This window comes from Pseudarthrobacter sp. R1 (assembly GCF_024494415.1).
Lineage (GTDB): Bacteria > Actinomycetota > Actinomycetes > Actinomycetales > Micrococcaceae > Arthrobacter.
In genome coordinates, this window is the sequence record NZ_JAMKFI010000005.1 from 374939 (window position 1) to 390141 (window position 15203).

Sequence of the window (15203 nt, forward strand, 5' to 3'; positions counted from 1 at the left end):
GCAACCAGCACGCCGCCCCCAGGGGCAGCTGCGCGATAGAACTGCAGGCCCAGCCTGCGGACATGTAAGGAGATCGGTTCCCATGCCGAAGATGAAGACCCACAGTGGTGCTAAGAAGCGCTTCAAGCTGACCGGCAGCGGCAAGCTGCGCCGCCAGCAGGCCAACCGCCGCCACTACCTCGAGCACAAGTCCTCCAGGCTGACCCGCCGCCTCGCCGGCGACAAGATCGTGTAAAAGAGCCGCGCCAAGGTCATCCGGAAGATGCTCGGCATCTAGTTTCCAAGTTCTTTGACGGACCACCACCTGGTGTAAGTCACCTACCAAAAAGCCTTCTCAGGCCGCCGGGGAACTCCGGCAGTAGATGCTTGGGAGCAGAATTTTCGAAGGAGTACGCACGTGGCACGTGTGAAGAGGGCGGTCAACGCCCACAAGAAGCGCCGGGTTATCCTTGAACGCGCAAAGGGCTACCGTGGACAGCGTTCGCGTCTGTACCGCAAGGCAAAAGAGCAGCTGCTGCACTCATTTGTCTACAGCTACGGCGACCGCAAGAAGAAGAAGGGCGACTTCCGCCGCCTGTGGATCCAGCGCATCAACGCTGCTTCCCGCGCCAATGGCCTCACCTACAACCGTCTCATCCAGGGCCTGAAGGCCGCTGAGGTTGAGGTTGACCGCCGTATGCTGGCCGAGCTGGCCGTCTCGGACGCCAACGCCTTCGCTGCGCTGGTCCAGGTTGCCAAGGACTCGCTGCCGGCCGACACCTCCGCCAAGAAGGTTGTCGCTGCACAGTAGCACCTGCCTTCCCTCACACGAGGGGCAGTTCAGGAACTGGTGGCCCTAGCCACTAAAGTTTCCTATATGAACGAAACCGGGCGCCCGCAGGATTTTCCACTCTCCAACCCCCGAGCAGATCGGGTTAAGGATGTGGCAAAACTTGCCGGGCGCCCGGCGCGTTTAAAGCGCGGGCAGTTCCTGGCTGAAGGCCCCCAGGCAGTCCGCGAAGCGCTGAAGCTTCACCAGCAGCGCCTCGCCGAGGGAGCCCCCGGGGTGGTCACCGAGGTGTTCGCCAGCGAAGCCTGCCTGGACCGGTTTCCGGAGTTCGAGGAAGTCACTGAGGGCACGAACGCCCGGCTGGCCACAGACGAGGTCCTGGCCGCCATGGCAGACACCGTCAACCCGCAAGGCATCATTGCCGTCTGCCGTTTCCTGGATGTGACGCTGGAAGAAGTGCTCGACGCCGGCCCGCGCCTGATTGCCGTACTGTGCCAGGTCCGCGACCCGGGTAATGCCGGAACCGTCCTCCGCGCGGCGGATTCGGCGGGAGCAGACGCGGTGGTTCTCACCGGCTCCAGCGTTGACATCTACAACCCCAAGGCGGTCCGCTCCACTGCCGGATCCCTGTTCCACCTTCCTGTGGTGCTGGGAGCCGACGTCAACGGACTGGCAGCGGCATGCCGGGCGCGGGGGATCGGTATCCTGGCTGCTGACGGCTACGGCTCCCTCAACCTGGATGCGCTGCAGGACGAGAACGCCCGGCGCCGGCTGACCGGGGACGGAGCCCCGTCGGAGTACGACCTGGAAAATCCCACGGCCTGGCTGTTCGGAAATGAGGCCCAGGGGTTGTCCCAGGAGGAGCTGGACCTGGCGGACCACCGGGTGGCGGTCCCGGTCTACGGTGCTGCAGAAAGCCTCAACCTGGGCACTGCAGCCACCGTGTGCCTCTACGCCAGTGCGCGTTCGCAGCACCTGCCGGCCGCCCTGACGGCGTAGCTATTCGTACGTACCCTGACACACAGCCCCTGACACGCAGACCCTGACACACAGCGAGGGCCCCGGTTTCTCCGGAGCCCTCGCTTCTGTGAAATTTTGGTGTACCCGGAACTCAGGGCGCGCGGGAGGTTTTGCCGCGCCCGGTGATGGCACCGTAGATGCCGGCGACCACCAGGCCGCCTACGATGGCGAGAATCCACGTGCCGAGATCGAAGAAGGCGAGTTCGCCCCTGTTGAAGAGCAGGCTGCCGATCCAGCCGCCTACAATTGCGCCTACCACGCCAAGAACCAGGCTGGTGACCCAACCGCCGCCTACCCTGCCGGGCATCACGGCTTTAACGATGGCCCCAACAATCAGGCCGAGAATAATCCAAGCAAGAAAACCCATGTCTCCTCCTTATAGTGACCGGGATAAACCCTCCCGATGAGCATCAAGCTAACATAGGGGCCTGCACAATGTCAGCATGCTTATGGTTTGGTGCTGGTGCATGCAATCAGGCGGTCAGCGGCCTTTTGCGTTCCAGCACGCCGCTTACAACGGCGACGCCAAGGCCCAGGACGGCCAGGCATGCGCCCACCAGCGCGGGGGCAACGTAGCCCCATCCCCAGGCGATGACCAGGCCGCCCAGGAAAGCGCCGAGCGCGTTGGCCACGTTCAGGGCGGCGTGGTTCAGGGACGACGCCAGCGACGGCGCGTCCGGGGAGGCGTCCAGCAGGCGGGTCTGCAGCGCCGGTACGAGCATGGAGCCCGCGGCGCCCACCACGAAGACCATCACCAGGGCTGACCAGGGCCACTGGGCAGCGATCGCGTAGACCACCAGGGCCACCGCGATGGCAGGCAGCACGCTGTAGAGCGTACCCATCACGGATTTGTCGGCGATCCTGCCGCCGACGACGTTGCCGGCCACCATGCCCAGTCCGTAGAGGGCCACTACCAGCGGAATCAGAGCTGACGGGAGTCCGGCCACGTGGGTCATCGTGTGGGAGATGTACGTGTACGTGGCAAAGAAACCGCCGAAGCCGACGATGCCGATCATGATGGCGAGCCACACCTGGAGCCGCTTCAGAGCCCCCAGTTCACGCCGGATGCTGGCATCAGGATGGGCCTCATGGAACGGAACAAACCGCCAAATCAGGACCAGGGTCAGAATTCCGAGAAGGCCTACCAGGATAAACAGCAGCCGCCAGCCGTAGGTCTGCCCCACCCAGGTTGCCGCCGGAACGCCGATGACGTTGGAAATGCTCAGGCCCGCCATCACCATGGAGATCGCCCAGCCGCGGCGGGTGGGCGGCACGAGCGAGGCAGCGATGACGGCGGCAACACCAAAGAATGCGCCATGCGGCAGCCCGGCCGCGAAACGTGACACCAGCATGGTTCCGTAGTCCGGCGCCAGGAAGGACGTGAGGTTGGCGACGGTAAAGAAGAGCATGAGTCCGAGTGCCAGGTTCTTGCGCGGAAGTTTTGCACCGACGGCGGCAAGCAGCGGTGCGCCCACCACCACTCCCAGCGCGTAGGCGGAGATGAGGTGCCCGGCTTCGGGCGTGCTGATGCCCAGGCCCTGTTCCACCTCCTTGAGCAGGCCCATCATGGTGAACTCGGTGACGCCGATTCCCACCCCTCCCATCGCCAGGGCGAGGATCGCCATGGCGATGTTGGGGGAGGGGGTGCTTTTTGCCGTGGGCGACTGTAGGACGCTGCTCATGTGCCTGCTTTTCGAAGTGCTGGTGATACAAGGTTGGGCTGCAGCCACGGCTGTGGGGCTGGGATGAGGCCTGGACCCCCGGGAAAACCTCCGGTGGCGTACAGGTATTCCCCGGGCATGGAATCAGTGCCCCGGGCCCTTCCATTGTCCCCCATAGAATGGGCCGGTGACTGGACTGATACAGGTGGTGGGCGGAGCCGTAGTTGACCGCCTCCGGGAACCTACCATGCTGCTCGTGGCACGCCGCAGTGCGCCGGAGAAGCTGGCCGGGCTCTGGGAGTTCCCGGGTGGCAAGGTGGAACCGGGCGAAGAGCCGGAGGCAGCGCTCTGCCGCGAGCTGTCCGAGGAACTGGGAATCGGGGCGCGTCTGGGCGGGGAGCTTCAGGCCGAAGCCCGCCACGGCTGGCCGCTGAACGAACGGGCCAGTATGCGGGTCTGGTTCGCGGAAATCGTCCAGGGTGAGCCGCAGCCCCTCGAAGACCACGATGAGCTGCGGTGGGTGTCCCTGGACAACCACGACGAGGTCCTTGGCCTGCCGTGGATTCCTGCTGACTTTCCCATCGTGCGTGCCTTGCTGGCGGAGCTGGCCCTGCCGGCAGGAAAAGGGCGCTCCTAGAAGAGGGTTTCCTGTCCGGCCGGGCCTGATGTGCCGGGCAAGGCACCGGATGCCGCAGGACGCGATGCTGCCTTCGACGTGGTTGACGACAGCGAATCGGGCTTTCCCGGCGGAGTTGTTCCGGTGCCGCCCTCGGACGCCATGGCCGGGATGATGCCTGCCGGGTACTCCGCTTCCTCGCCGCGGGGATCGTCCAGGTCCCGGTGGCTGAAGCCGGACGAATGGGAAAAGCCGTGCCGTGCTTTGAAGTAGCGGCCTTTCCCGGCGAGCCAGGCGCGGTATTCCTTTGAAGCGTAGGAACCGGTTCCGTACAGCCGCCGGTAGTGGCCGGCGAGCCCGGGATGGTTCGCGGCGATCCACTTCATGAACCATTCCCTGGTGCCCGGCTTGAGGTACAGCGCACCGGCCGTTACACCGGTGGCTCCGGCGGAAGCGAGGGAGGCGAAGAGTGAATCCAGGGCTTCGTCACTGTCCGAGAGCCACGGCAGGATGGGCATGGCCATAACCCCGCACGGCAGCCCGGCGTCACGGAGCCGGGACACCAGTTTCAGCCGCGCCCGTGGTCCCGGCGTGCCAGGCTCGACGGCTTCCGACAGCGCTTCGTCGGTCATGGCGAGCGAAATGCCGACGCCCACAGGCACCTGCGTGGCCGCACTCTTCAACAGCGGTATGTCCCTGGCCAACAGTGTTCCCTTCGTCAGGATTGACAAGGGAGTGCCGGAGTCGGCCAGGGCGCTGATGATCCCGGGCATCAGCTGATAGCGGCCCTCGGCGCGCTGGTACGGGTCCGTGTTGGTGCCCAGAGCCACCTGCTGGCGGGTCCAGGAAGGTTTGGCCAGCTCTTTCCGCAGGACTTCGGCCGCGTTGACTTTCACCACTACCTGGCTGTCAAAATCCAGCCCGGCGTCGAAATCAAGGTAGGTGTGGGTCTTCCTGGCGAAGCAGTACACGCAGGCGTGGCTGCAGCCGCGGTAGGGGTTGATGGTCCATTCAAAAGGCATCCGTGAACCGGCCGGAATTTTGTTGAGCACCGATTTGGCAGTGACCTCATGGAACGTGATGCCCGCGAAATCAGGTGTGGTGACAGACCTGACCAGGCCGGCGAGGGGAAGCAGCGCAGTTGGCGCGCCAGCGGCAAGAGTTTCTGCCGGCGGCGGCAGCAGTGCTTGGGCATCCCATCTCATAGGGTCTATTCGAATGTATGTTCGAACTTAAGTCAAGCGTTGCGCGGCACCGGCGGCTCATCAAAGCCTGGCTAGGGGCCGGTCAGGAGCTCCCACACGACAGTGATGGCCGCGGCCACTTCGGAGTTCCCCGCCTCCACGGTGAGGGATTCCACAGCAGCAGCCCGCTGCATCCGCGCCAGCGGCACCGGACCCTGGACCGGCGTGTTGTCCGCTACCGAAGCCACCCGTCCCAGCCGGGCGGAGGCGAGTTGGGCATACTGCCGGGCGGTCCCCAATGCGTCCAGCCACGCAGCCTCCCGCGCACGTGCCCGCACCGCCGCGTCGTCGGTGAAGGTCAGTTCAAGGCCGTTCAGGCGGACCTCGTTGCCGCCCGCCCCGACGGCCTCTGAGATTGCGGCCGAGGCGGCATCGAGTGCCCGCAGCCTTACGGTGAGGGTGCTGGCGGCAATGTATCCCGTGACGCGCTGCCCTTCGCCTTCCTTCCACGCGAGGTCCGCGCGCACGTTAAGGCCAGTAGTGCGAATGTCGGACCCCTCAACGCCGTGCCGGCTGAAGGCGGAAGAGACTGCTTCGGAACTGGAGCCGGCCCGGGAGTAGGCGGCCTCCACCGAGTCGGCACGGCACTCCACACCAATCGAAACCACCATCAGGTCAGGGGCAGCCTCCGCCGAGCCGGTCCCGGTGACACTCACCGTTCCCACGGATCGTGCGCCGCCGGAGCCAGTGCCGCCGGAGCCAGTGTCAGCGGAGTGGGCCCTCCCGGATCCAGAACCGCCGGGCTGAGCGCCGCCGGGTTGCATGCTGCCGCCGGGCTGGTACCCGTCACGCCCGACGTCGTCATGTGCTGAATCGCGGTCCGGTTCCGTCTGCATGGGTCAGGCCTCCACTTCAGATGGATCGGGGCGCCGGCGCCGGGTCCCGAGGGCAGGGTAGCCGCCCGCCTGCAGTCCGGCATGGCGTTCGAAGATGTTGCCCGTGCCCGGATTGCCGGTACGGATCAGGGACCAGCCGGCGGCGAGGAAGTACAACGGCAGGAATGGGATACCCAGGCACCACGCGTATTGGGAGCAGTGCTTTTCCTCGTGCCCCAACAGCGCCGGCCGGGACACCAAGTCGGCTGCGGTGCAGCGGCACAAGACCACGTTCCCCACTGTGAACGCGCCGGCGAACGGCAGCCGCCACCGGTATCCGGCGGCAATAATCAGGCCCCGCGGGCCGTTGCTGAGCTCCGTCCTGGCCGCTGTGGCCACGGCGAGTCCGAGGACAGTGCTGCCGTTGATCACATTGGCTGCCAGCCGCAGCCGCTGCGGCACAGTCAGGGGCGCCCGAAGCTCCGCAGGCTGCCGTGGTGTCATGAGGACATGGTAGCCGGACCGTTCAATTAGACTGGAGGGCAGTGGCCGCCGGCTTTGCCGGTATGCCCTGACCTGGTCATTGAATGAACTGAGATTTGCACGTGAATTAAGGGCATTCATCCATGACCTGCCAGTGACGGACGAGCCGCCGGGAAACCGTGCAGGCTGCCCGTTCACCGGCAGCCACGACTCGTAGCTAAGAACAGTAGATGACTGAAACTTTGCCGGGCGCCGCCATCCCGAACCCCACGGATGAAGCCGCCATTACTGCCGCTGTAGACCAGGCCACCGCCGCCATCGCCGGAGCGGCCACCCTTGACGAGCTGAAGGCGGTGAGGCTCGCGCACACCTGTGAGAAGTCGCCGCTCAGCCTCGCCAACCGCGAAATCGGCAAGCTGCCCAAGGACCAGAAGGCCGTCGCCGGAAAGCTGATGGGCGCATCCCGCGGACGCGTCAACAAGGCGCTCGCGGACCGTACGGCAGAGCTGGAAGCGGAAAACGACGCACGCATCCTCCTCGAGGAGACGGTTGACGTCACCGCCGCTCCGCGCCGTCGTCGTGCCGGCGCCCGCCACCCCCTCTCCACCCTCCAGGACCGCGTCGCGGACATCTTCGTGGGCATGGGCTGGGAAATCGCGGAGGGACCGGAAGTTGAATCGGAATGGTTCAACTTCGACGCCCTGAACTTCAAGCCGGACCACCCTGCCCGCGAGATGCAGGACACCTTCTTTGTGGAGCCGCCCGAGGCCCACCTCCTGATGCGCACGCACACTTCTCCGGTGCAGGTCCGCTCCATGCTGGAACGCGAGCTGCCCATCTACGTGCTGTGCCCGGGCAAGGTGTTCCGTACCGACGAGCTGGACGCCACGCACACTCCGGTGTTCCACCAGTTTGAGGGCCTGGCCATCGACAAGAAGCTCAGCATGGCTGACCTGCGCGGCACCCTGGAGCACTTCGCCCGGCAGATGTTCGGCGAGGAAGCCCAGATCCGGCTCCGCCCCAACTACTTCCCGTTCACCGAACCGTCCGCAGAGCTGGACATCTGGCACCCCGGCGCCAAGGGCGGCCCGCGCTGGATCGAGTGGGGCGGCTGCGGCATGGTCAACCCCAACGTGCTCCGCGCCGCCGGCATCGATCCGGACGTTTATTCAGGTTTTGCCTTCGGCATGGGCATCGAACGCACCCTGATGTTCCGCAACGAGGTGGGGGACATGCGCGACATGATCGAAGGCGATGTACGTTTCAGCGAGCACTTCGGGATGGAGATCTAACAGTGCGTATCCCACTTTCCTGGCTGCGTGAATGCGCAGAGGTACCGGCCGGAGCTACGGCCGAAGAGGTAATGACCGAGCTGGTCAAGGTCGGTTTCGAAGAAGAGGACGTCCACCGTCCCACGGACACCCTGCAGGGTCCCATCGTTGTGGGCCAGGTCCTGAGCCTCGTGAAAGAGCCGCAGACCAACGGCAAGACCATCAACTGGTGCCAGGTCCGTGTTGTTCCCGAGGGGCAGGAACAGACCCTCACCGGCAAGGGCATCGATCCCTCCGGTGTGCAGGGCATCATTTGCGGCGCCCACAACTTCGTGGAGGGCGACAAGGTAGTGGTGACGCTGCCGGGTGCCGTGCTGCCGGGAAATTTCCACATCTCCGCCCGGAAGACCTACGGCCACCTCTCCGCCGGCATGATCGCCTCAGTCCGCGAACTGGGCATCGGCGAGGACCATGACGGGATCCTGGTGCTGTCCCGCATCGGGCTGGATCCGGAAATCGGCACCGACGCCATGGAACTCCTGGGCCTCTACGATGAAGCCGCGGAAATCAACGTCACCCCGGACCGCGGCTACGCCTTCTCCATTCGTGGCGTTGCCCGCGAGTACGCCCACGCCACCGGTACCTCCTTCACCGATCCCGCGTCCCGCGTCAACGCTCCGGCTGAACTTTCGGGCGGCTACGGCGTCAAGATCAACGACGACGCCCCCATCTACGGCAAGCCCGGCTGCGACCGCTTTGTGGCGCGCACCGTGCGCGGCGTGGATGCCACCCGGCCCACCCCGCCGTGGATGGTTTCCCGGCTCCGGCTGGCCGGCGTCCGTTCCATCTCGCTGCCGGTGGATATCTCCAACTACGTCATGTTCGAGCTTGGCCAGCCCACGCACTGCTACGACCTGGACAAGCTGTCCGGTGACATTGTGGTGCGCCGGGCCCTGGCGGGTGAGAAGATCACCACGCTGGATGACAAGGAACGCGCGCTCGATGCCGAGGACCTCCTGATCACCGACGCTTCCGGTCCCATCGGCATCGCCGGCGTTATGGGCGGGGCGGCAACCGAGGTGGGCGATTCGACGTCGAACATCCTCGTTGAAGCCGCACACTTCGATGAAGTTTCCATCGCCCGCTCCCGCCGCCGGCACAAGCTGCCGTCCGAGGCATCCAAGCGTTTCGAACGCGGCGTGGACTGGCATATCGCCGATATCGCCGCACAGCGGGTGGTCGACCTCCTGGTGGAACTGGCCGGTGGCACGGCGGACGAGGCCGGAACCGACGTGGGGACCGCCCCTGACTCTGTCACGATTGAACTTCCGGCGGCCTTTGCTGCCGCCCGGATCGGCATCGATTTCACTGAAGAGCAGATCGTTACGTCCCTTGAGGACCTTGGCGCAGCCGTGGTGAAGAACGACGGCGGCTGGAGCGTTACTGCCCCGAGCTGGCGGCATGACCTGGAAACCAAGGAGGACCTCTCCGAGGAGATCGCCCGCCTGGTGGGTTACGACCAGATCCCCGCCACGCTGCCGGTGGCTCCTCCAGGCCGCGGCCTCACGCGTGTGCAGCAGCAGCGCCGCCGCCTGATCCAAGCCCTGGCGGACGCCGGCCTCACCGAAGTGCTGTCCTACCCGTTTGTCTCAAAGGCGGCCAACGACACCTTCGGTATGCCTGAAGAGGGTGCCGCCCGCAGCGCCGTCAAGCTGGCAAACCCGATCAGCGAGGAGCAGGGCTTCCTGCGGACCTCCATCCTGCCGGGACTCATCGAGGTGGCGAAGCGCAACCACTCGCGCGGGTTCCGCGACCTGGCACTCTTCGAATCAGGCCTGGTGTTCCTGCCGGCCGAGGGGATGGGCACGGACTCCATCCCGCCGCTCGGGGTGAAGCCTGCCGATGAGGTACTGGACGGACTGTACGACGGCGTTCCCGCCCAGCCGTTCCACCTTGCCGTGGTCCTTACGGGACACGATTCCCCTGCCGCGGCTGCGCATGCACCGCGGGTGTGGGACTGGGCAGACGCCCTGGACATCGCACGCCTTGCCGGGGACGTCCTGGGCGTGGAGGTAGTGGTCAGCCAAGGCAGCCACCAGGCATTCCATCCCGGACGCGCGGCGAAGCTGTCCCTGCGGACAGGGGAAGTGGTGGGTTATGCGGGAGAACTGCACCCCAAACTCCTCGCTGCTTCCGATATGCCAGCCCGCTCGGTTGCCCTGGAGATCAACGCGGACGCGTTGTTTGAGGCCGCGCCGGACGTGATCGTGGCGCGCCACATCTCCACGTTCCCGGTGGCCACCCAGGACGTGGCGCTGGTGGTCCCTGCCGAGGTACCGGCCGACGACGTGCTGGCCGCACTCCGCGAAGGTGCCGGTGAACTGCTGGAGGACGTAGCGCTGTTCGACGTCTACGCCGGCAAGGGCATTGAAGAGGGCAAGAAGTCCCTGGCCTTCGGACTCCGGTTCCGGGCCGATGACCGTACCCTCACGGCGGACGAGGCGTCAGCCGCACGGGAAGGCGCTGTGGCACTGGCGGCTGAGCGTTTCGGCGCGGTCCAGCGCTAGCCCGCAGCTTCTGCAAACAGGAGGTCCCGCAGCCTTGTTGTGGCTGCGGGACCTCCTGTTTTCGTGTGGGCAGGAGCCTACGGAATCAGCACGACCTTACCGGTGGTGCGGCGCCCTTCGAGGTCGCGGTGAGCCTGGGCGGCCTCCGCCAGCGGGTACTGGCCACCCACCCGGACTTTGAGGCTGCCGTCGGCAGCCGCCGCGAAAATTTCGTCCGAGCGCCAGCGCCGTTCCGCGGCATCCTGCAAATAGTGGGCCATCGTGGGCCTGGTCAGGAACAATGAACCCCCTGCATTCAGGCGCTGCGGATCCACGGGCGGGACGGGGCCGGAGGCTGCGCCGAACAGGGCAAGCATGCCCCGTACGCGAAGGGCGCGAAGCGAGCCGTCAAACGTGTCCTTGCCCACCCCGTCATAAACCACGTCAACGCCCTTGCCGCCGGTGAGGTCCCGCACGGCGTCGTCGAAGCCGTCATACCGCAGAACGTGGTCCGCCCCGGCTCCGAGCGCCAGGTCTTCCTTCTCGTCGGTGGACACGGTGGTGATGACCTGTGCTCCCTTGGCCTTGAGGAGCTGGATGAGCAGCAGGCCCACCCCGCCTGCGCCGGCGTGTAGCAGGACGTTATGGCCGGCTTGAACCTTGAAGGTGGAATTGACCAGGTAATGGGCCGTCAGGCCCTGCAGCGGCAGGGCGGCTGCGGTGGCATCGTCAAGTCCCTCCGGCACGGGCAGCGCTTTATCCGCGTCCACGAGGGCATAGCCGGCGTAGCAGTCATGGCCCTCCGCGGTGGCTATGCGGTCTCCCTCGGCGAACCCCGTAACCCCTTCGCCAAGTCCCACGACCGTACCCGCAGCTTCAGATCCCGGAATGAAGGGATACTGGACCTTGTATACGCCGCTGCGCTTGTATGTATCGATGAAGTTAACCCCCGCTGCCGCTACCTGGACCAGCAGTTGTCCGGGACCGGGAACGGGGCGCTCAACCGGTACATAAGAGAGGACTTCGGGACCACCGGCTTGCCCGGCGACAATGGCGTGCGTCATGGATTCCTTCCGCGGGCCGGAGTTTCCTTGCCCGGTCCACCCATCCTAGATGAGTAAGTCCTATTGCCGTGGCGGGGCGCGGGAGCTTTTAAAGTAGGGCGGAGAGTGTTAAGCCGGGGTTGTGAACTCGCAACTAAACACTCTCCTGACCACACTTTACGTCTATTTGGACGCCCGGGTGGCAGCCAGACTCCTCGCCCTCGCCGCAGGCATCTGGCACAACTGGCGCATCAACGCGCCCCGCAAGCGCTCACTCATTGCCTACGACCACTAAATCCAATAGGACTTAATCATCTAGGCTTCAGGGAAGAAGTGGTGGCGTCCTCCCGCAGCAGTGCGTCACTGTCCGCTGCGGCGAATATCCTTATGCATAAATATCGGCCATAGTGAATAAGTTTGCTGTAAGGTGGAGGCCATGACTATTTCTGTTGCAGTCTCAGGCGCCAGTGGCTACGCCGGGGGAGAGGTGCTTCGCCTGCTCGCGGGCCACCCGGACGTCACCATCGGAGCGATCACCGCGCACAGCAACGCGGGGTCGCGCCTGGGCGAGCTGCAGCCCCACCTGCTCGGGCTTGCCAGCCGGATCCTTGAGGACACCACCGTGGAGAACCTCTCCGGCCACGACGTCGTCTTCCTCGCATTGCCCCACGGCGCCTCAGCGGACATCGCTGCCCAGCTTCCGGAAGGGACAGTGGTGATTGACGCCGGCGCCGACCACCGCCTGCAGGACCCCGCGGCGTGGGAAAAATTCTATGGTTCGGCGCATGCCGGCACCTGGCCCTACGGTCTGCCCGAACTGCCCGGCCAGCGGGAAGCCCTCAAGGGAGCCAGCCGGATCGCCGTGCCGGGCTGCTACCCGACGTCGGCCCTGCTGGCCCTGGCGCCCGGGTTCGCCGCCAACCTCCTCCAGCCCGACGACGTCGTCATCGTTTCCGCCTCCGGCACCTCGGGTGCGGGCAAGGCAGCGAAAGTCAACCTGATCGGTGCCGAGGTGATGGGCTCCATGCGCCCCTACGGCGTAGGCGGCGGGCACCGGCACACCCCCGAGATCGAACAGGGCCTGTCCAATGCGGCAGGGGAGCAGGTGACCGTTTCCTTTACGCCTACGCTTGCACCCATGAGCCGCGGGATCCTCACAACGGCAACCGCCAAGGTGGCGGCCGGAGTTACTGCAGAACAGCTGCGGCAGGCCTGGACCGACGCCTACGACGACGAGCCCTTTGTCCACGTCCTTCCGGAGGGGCAGTGGCCCGCCACCAAGTCAGTGCAGGGGTCCAACCACGCCGCCATGCAGCTTGCCTTTGACCCCCACACCGGCCGGGTGATCGTCACCTGCGCCATCGACAACCTCACCAAGGGGACCGCCGGCGGCGCCGTCCAGTCCATGAACATCGCACTCGGCCTGGCTGAAACGGCCGGCCTTGACCTGCAGGGAGTAGCCCCGTGACCATTACCGCACCCCGTGGATTCCGGGCCGCCGGCGTTACCGCCGGGCTCAAGGCTTCCGGTAACCCGGACCTTGCCCTGGTGGTCAATGACGGGCCTGCCAAAACAGCCGCCGCCGTGTTCACCAGCAACCGCGTGGCTGCTGCTCCCGTCCACTGGTCCCGCCAGGTGGTTTCGGACGGCCGGGTGGATGCCGTGGTCCTCAACTCCGGCGGGGCCAACGCCTGCACCGGCCCTACCGGCTTCCAGAACACCCACAGCACGGCAGAAAAAGTAGCTGACGTCCTCGGCATCTCTGCCACCGACGTTTTTGTCTGCTCCACCGGGCTGATCGGGGAGCAGCTGCCCATGGACAAGATCCTGCCCGGCGTGGAGGCGGCCGCCAAAGCCCTCAGCACCGATGGCGGACCTGCTGCGGCCACGGCCATCATGACCACCGATTCGGTGCCCAAGGCAGCCCTGTTTATCGGCACTGACGCAGACGGCCAGGAATTCAGCATCGGCGGCATCGCGAAGGGCGCCGGCATGCTGGCACCCGGCCTCGCCACCATGCTGGTGGTCCTCACCACGGACGCCGCGGTGGAGCCGGAAATGCTCGACGTCGTCCTCCGCGACTCCACCCGCGTCACCTTTGACCGGGCCGACTCCGACGGCTGCATGTCCACCAATGACACGGTGGTCCTGCTGGCGTCCGGCGCCTCCGGTGCCGTGCCGTCCGCAGAAATTTTCGGTGCCGGCCTCACCCAGGTGTGCGCCGAACTGGCACGGAAGCTGATCGCGGACGCCGAAGGTGCCAGCCATGACATCGCCATCCGCACCTTCAACGCCGCGAGCGAAGCCGACGCCGTAACCGTCAGCCGCTCAGTGGCTCGGTCCAACCTGTTCAAGGCGGCCATCTTCGGCAAGGACCCCAACTGGGGCCGTGTGCTTTCCGCCGTCGGCACCACCGACGCGGCGTTCGAACCGGACCAGTTGAACGTGGCCATCAACGGAGTCCAGATCTGCCGCAACGGCAGCATCGGCGACGACCGCAGCCTGGTGGACCTGGAACCGCGTGATGTGCTGGTGGAAATCGACCTGCAGGCCGGCGACGCCGAGGCCACCATCTGGACGAACGACCTCACCCACGACTACGTGCACGAAAACAGCGCGTACTCCAGCTAGGAGCCCCGCGCCCCGGCTAAAAATCGTTGCGGAAAGTGACAGCATGAACACCCAGACGCGTGAAACCACCAGCATGTCCGACGCCCAGGACAAGGCAGCAACCCTGATTGAGGCCCTGCCCTGGATCCAGCGGTTCGCCGGCACCATCATGGTGATCAAGTACGGCGGCAACGCCATGGTCAACGACGATCTCCGCCGCGCCTTTGCGGAGGACATCGTGTTCCTCCACCACGTGGGCATCCACCCGGTGGTGGTCCACGGCGGCGGCCCCCAGATCAACTCCATGCTGGGTCGCCTGGGCATTGAGTCCGAGTTCAAGGGCGGACTGCGGGTCACCACGCCGGAGGCCATGGACGTGGTCCGCATGGTCCTCACCGGCCAGGTGGGACGCGAACTGGTGGGCTTGATCAACTCCCACGGCCCCTACGCGGTGGGTATGTCCGGCGAAGACGGCGGCCTGCTGCGCGCCGTCAGGACCGGGACTGTGGTTGACGGCGAAGAAGTTGACCTCGGTCTGGTTGGCGAAGTGGTGGGCGTGGACCCCGCCGGCATCGTGGACATCCTTGAGGCCGGCCGCATCCCCGTGATCTCCACGGTTGCCCCCGAGATCGTGGACGGCGGAGACGGCGTGGCCAGCACGGCACGCTTCCAGCCCACCGGCCAGGTCCTGAACGTCAACGCGGACACCGCGGCGGCGGCCGTCGCCTCGGCACTGGGCGCCTCCAAGCTGGTGATCCTGACCGACGTCGAAGGCCTGTACGCCAACTGGCCGGACAAGTCCTCGCTGATCTCCTCCCTCACGGCCTCGGAGCTTCGGGACATGCTGCCCAGGCTCGAGTCGGGCATGATCCCCAAGATGGCCGCCTGCCTCAAGGCCATCGATGAGGGAGTGGAACGCGCGCACATCGTGGACGGGCGCCTGCCCCATTCCATGCTTCTTGAAACATTCACGACGGCGGGCATTGGCACGCAGGTCGTCCCGGACGAGGAGATTGACGGATGAACGAAACTGTTGACGTGAGTCCGGCCGGCGATGGGGGCCCCGCCCGCTTCGCGGTGCCCGACCACGCCCTGGCCCCCATCGCCGGGCCGAACGCCAAAGCT

Annotated in this window: 15 protein-coding genes and 1 pseudogene; 10 read left to right on the plus strand and 6 right to left on the minus strand. The window is 65.8% G+C overall.

What is annotated here, in order from left to right; translation table 11 throughout:
- Window positions 1-82 precede the first annotated feature (82 nt).
- The 3 genes from rpmI (at window position 83) to M8J71_RS05970 (ending at window position 1768) form a co-directional block, all read left to right on the plus strand.
- Entirely contained in the window at window positions 83-235 is a 153-nt protein-coding gene (gene rpmI, locus M8J71_RS05960; RefSeq protein WP_256247029.1) for a 50S ribosomal protein L35, read from the plus strand.
- 162 nt (window positions 236-397) lie between these two features.
- Window positions 398-790, plus strand: coding sequence for a 50S ribosomal protein L20 (rplT, locus tag M8J71_RS05965; RefSeq protein WP_163164571.1), 393 nt, complete (start codon window positions 398-400; stop codon window positions 788-790).
- A 66-nt stretch (window positions 791-856) separates the two neighbouring features.
- Complete coding sequence (locus M8J71_RS05970) at window positions 857-1768, plus strand: TrmH family RNA methyltransferase (protein WP_256247030.1); 912 nt, start codon at window positions 857-859, stop codon at window positions 1766-1768.
- Window positions 1769-1880: 112 nt separating this feature from the next.
- On the opposite strand, the gene M8J71_RS05975 is transcribed toward M8J71_RS05970, so the two are convergent.
- The gene (locus M8J71_RS05975) at window positions 1881-2156 is read right to left on the minus strand and encodes a GlsB/YeaQ/YmgE family stress response membrane protein (RefSeq protein ID WP_256247031.1); all 276 of its coding nucleotides are present in this window, start codon (window positions 2154-2156) and stop codon (window positions 1881-1883) included.
- A 106-nt stretch (window positions 2157-2262) separates the two neighbouring features.
- Complete coding sequence (locus M8J71_RS05980; protein WP_256247032.1) at window positions 2263-3471, minus strand: MFS transporter; 1209 nt, start codon at window positions 3469-3471, stop codon at window positions 2263-2265.
- Between the two features lie 166 nt (window positions 3472-3637).
- Here M8J71_RS05980 and M8J71_RS05985 point away from each other — a divergent pair, with 166 nt between their 5' ends.
- The gene (locus M8J71_RS05985) at window positions 3638-4087 is read left to right on the plus strand and encodes a (deoxy)nucleoside triphosphate pyrophosphohydrolase (protein WP_256247033.1); all 450 of its coding nucleotides are present in this window, start codon (window positions 3638-3640) and stop codon (window positions 4085-4087) included.
- Here the strand turns inward: M8J71_RS05985 and M8J71_RS05990 are convergent.
- The 3 genes from M8J71_RS05990 to M8J71_RS06000 all read right to left on the minus strand — a co-directional run bounded on the left by M8J71_RS05990 (window position 4084) and on the right by M8J71_RS06000 (window position 6629).
- Window positions 4084-5271, minus strand: coding sequence for an Rv2578c family radical SAM protein (locus tag M8J71_RS05990; protein WP_256247034.1), 1188 nt, complete (start codon window positions 5269-5271; stop codon window positions 4084-4086). The two genes, M8J71_RS05985 and M8J71_RS05990, sit on opposite strands and share 4 nt — an antisense overlap.
- Window positions 5272-5342: 71 nt before the next feature.
- The gene (locus tag M8J71_RS05995; RefSeq protein ID WP_305478536.1) at window positions 5343-6146 is read right to left on the minus strand and encodes an SIMPL domain-containing protein; all 804 of its coding nucleotides are present in this window, start codon (window positions 6144-6146) and stop codon (window positions 5343-5345) included.
- Window positions 6147-6149: 3 nt separating this feature from the next.
- Entirely contained in the window at window positions 6150-6629 is a 480-nt protein-coding gene (locus M8J71_RS06000) for a hypothetical protein (RefSeq protein ID WP_256247035.1), read from the minus strand.
- A gap of 209 nt (window positions 6630-6838) precedes the next feature.
- Between M8J71_RS06000 and pheS the strand changes: the two genes are divergently transcribed.
- Window positions 6839-7900, plus strand: a complete 1062-nt coding sequence (gene pheS / locus M8J71_RS06005; protein ID WP_256247036.1) for a phenylalanine--tRNA ligase subunit alpha — start codon at window positions 6839-6841, stop codon at window positions 7898-7900.
- 2 nt (window positions 7901-7902) lie between these two features.
- On the plus strand, window positions 7903-10446 hold the full coding sequence (gene pheT, locus M8J71_RS06010) for a phenylalanine--tRNA ligase subunit beta (protein ID WP_256247037.1): 2544 nt from the start codon (window positions 7903-7905) through the stop codon (window positions 10444-10446).
- Window positions 10447-10523: 77 nt separating this feature from the next.
- Here pheT and M8J71_RS06015 read toward each other — a convergent pair whose 3' ends face one another.
- Window positions 10524-11489 carry a quinone oxidoreductase family protein gene (locus M8J71_RS06015; RefSeq protein WP_256247038.1) on the minus strand — a complete coding sequence of 322 codons (966 nt, stop codon included), beginning with the start codon at window positions 11487-11489 and terminating at the stop codon, window positions 10524-10526.
- A gap of 172 nt (window positions 11490-11661) precedes the next feature.
- Here M8J71_RS06015 and M8J71_RS06020 point away from each other — a divergent pair.
- From M8J71_RS06020 to argB, 4 genes and pseudogenes are all read left to right on the plus strand, one after another.
- Window positions 11662-11763, plus strand: a pseudogene (locus M8J71_RS06020) (IS982 family transposase); the annotation flags it as partial.
- A gap of 141 nt (window positions 11764-11904) precedes the next feature.
- Entirely contained in the window at window positions 11905-12936 is a 1032-nt protein-coding gene (argC, locus tag M8J71_RS06025) for an N-acetyl-gamma-glutamyl-phosphate reductase (RefSeq protein ID WP_256247039.1), read from the plus strand.
- Window positions 12933-14099, plus strand: coding sequence for a bifunctional glutamate N-acetyltransferase/amino-acid acetyltransferase ArgJ (gene argJ, locus M8J71_RS06030; protein ID WP_256247040.1), 1167 nt, complete (start codon window positions 12933-12935; stop codon window positions 14097-14099). Before argC ends, argJ begins: the two co-directional genes overlap by 4 nt.
- Window positions 14100-14142: 43 nt before the next feature.
- Window positions 14143-15102, plus strand: coding sequence for an acetylglutamate kinase (gene argB / locus M8J71_RS06035; protein WP_256247041.1), 960 nt, complete (start codon window positions 14143-14145; stop codon window positions 15100-15102).
- The last annotated feature ends 101 nt before the right edge of the window (window positions 15103-15203 follow it).

Bases quoted from the DNA above. Each gene is read 5' to 3' on its own strand.
- M8J71_RS05975 (WP_256247031.1), bottom strand. From the start codon at position 2,156: ATGGGTTTTCTTGCTTGGATTATTCTCGGCCTGATTGTTGGGGCCATC.
- M8J71_RS05980 (WP_256247032.1), bottom strand. From the start codon at position 3,471: ATGAGCAGCGTCCTACAGTCGCCCACGGCAAAAAGCACCCCCTCCCCC.
- M8J71_RS05990 (WP_256247034.1), bottom strand. From the start codon at position 5,271: ATGAGATGGGATGCCCAAGCACTGCTGCCGCCGCCGGCAGAAACTCTT.
- M8J71_RS05995 (WP_305478536.1), bottom strand. From the start codon at position 6,146: ATGCAGACGGAACCGGACCGCGATTCAGCACATGACGACGTCGGGCGT.
- M8J71_RS05970 (WP_256247030.1), top strand. From the start codon at position 857: ATGAACGAAACCGGGCGCCCGCAGGATTTTCCACTCTCCAACCCCCGA.
- argB (WP_256247041.1), top strand. From the start codon at position 14,143: ATGAACACCCAGACGCGTGAAACCACCAGCATGTCCGACGCCCAGGAC.
- M8J71_RS06000 (WP_256247035.1), bottom strand. From the start codon at position 6,629: ATGACACCACGGCAGCCTGCGGAGCTTCGGGCGCCCCTGACTGTGCCG.
- rpmI (WP_256247029.1), top strand. From the start codon at position 83: ATGCCGAAGATGAAGACCCACAGTGGTGCTAAGAAGCGCTTCAAGCTG.
- argC (WP_256247039.1), top strand. From the start codon at position 11,905: ATGACTATTTCTGTTGCAGTCTCAGGCGCCAGTGGCTACGCCGGGGGA.
- M8J71_RS06015 (WP_256247038.1), bottom strand. From the start codon at position 11,489: ATGACGCACGCCATTGTCGCCGGGCAAGCCGGTGGTCCCGAAGTCCTC.
- pheS (WP_256247036.1), top strand. From the start codon at position 6,839: ATGACTGAAACTTTGCCGGGCGCCGCCATCCCGAACCCCACGGATGAA.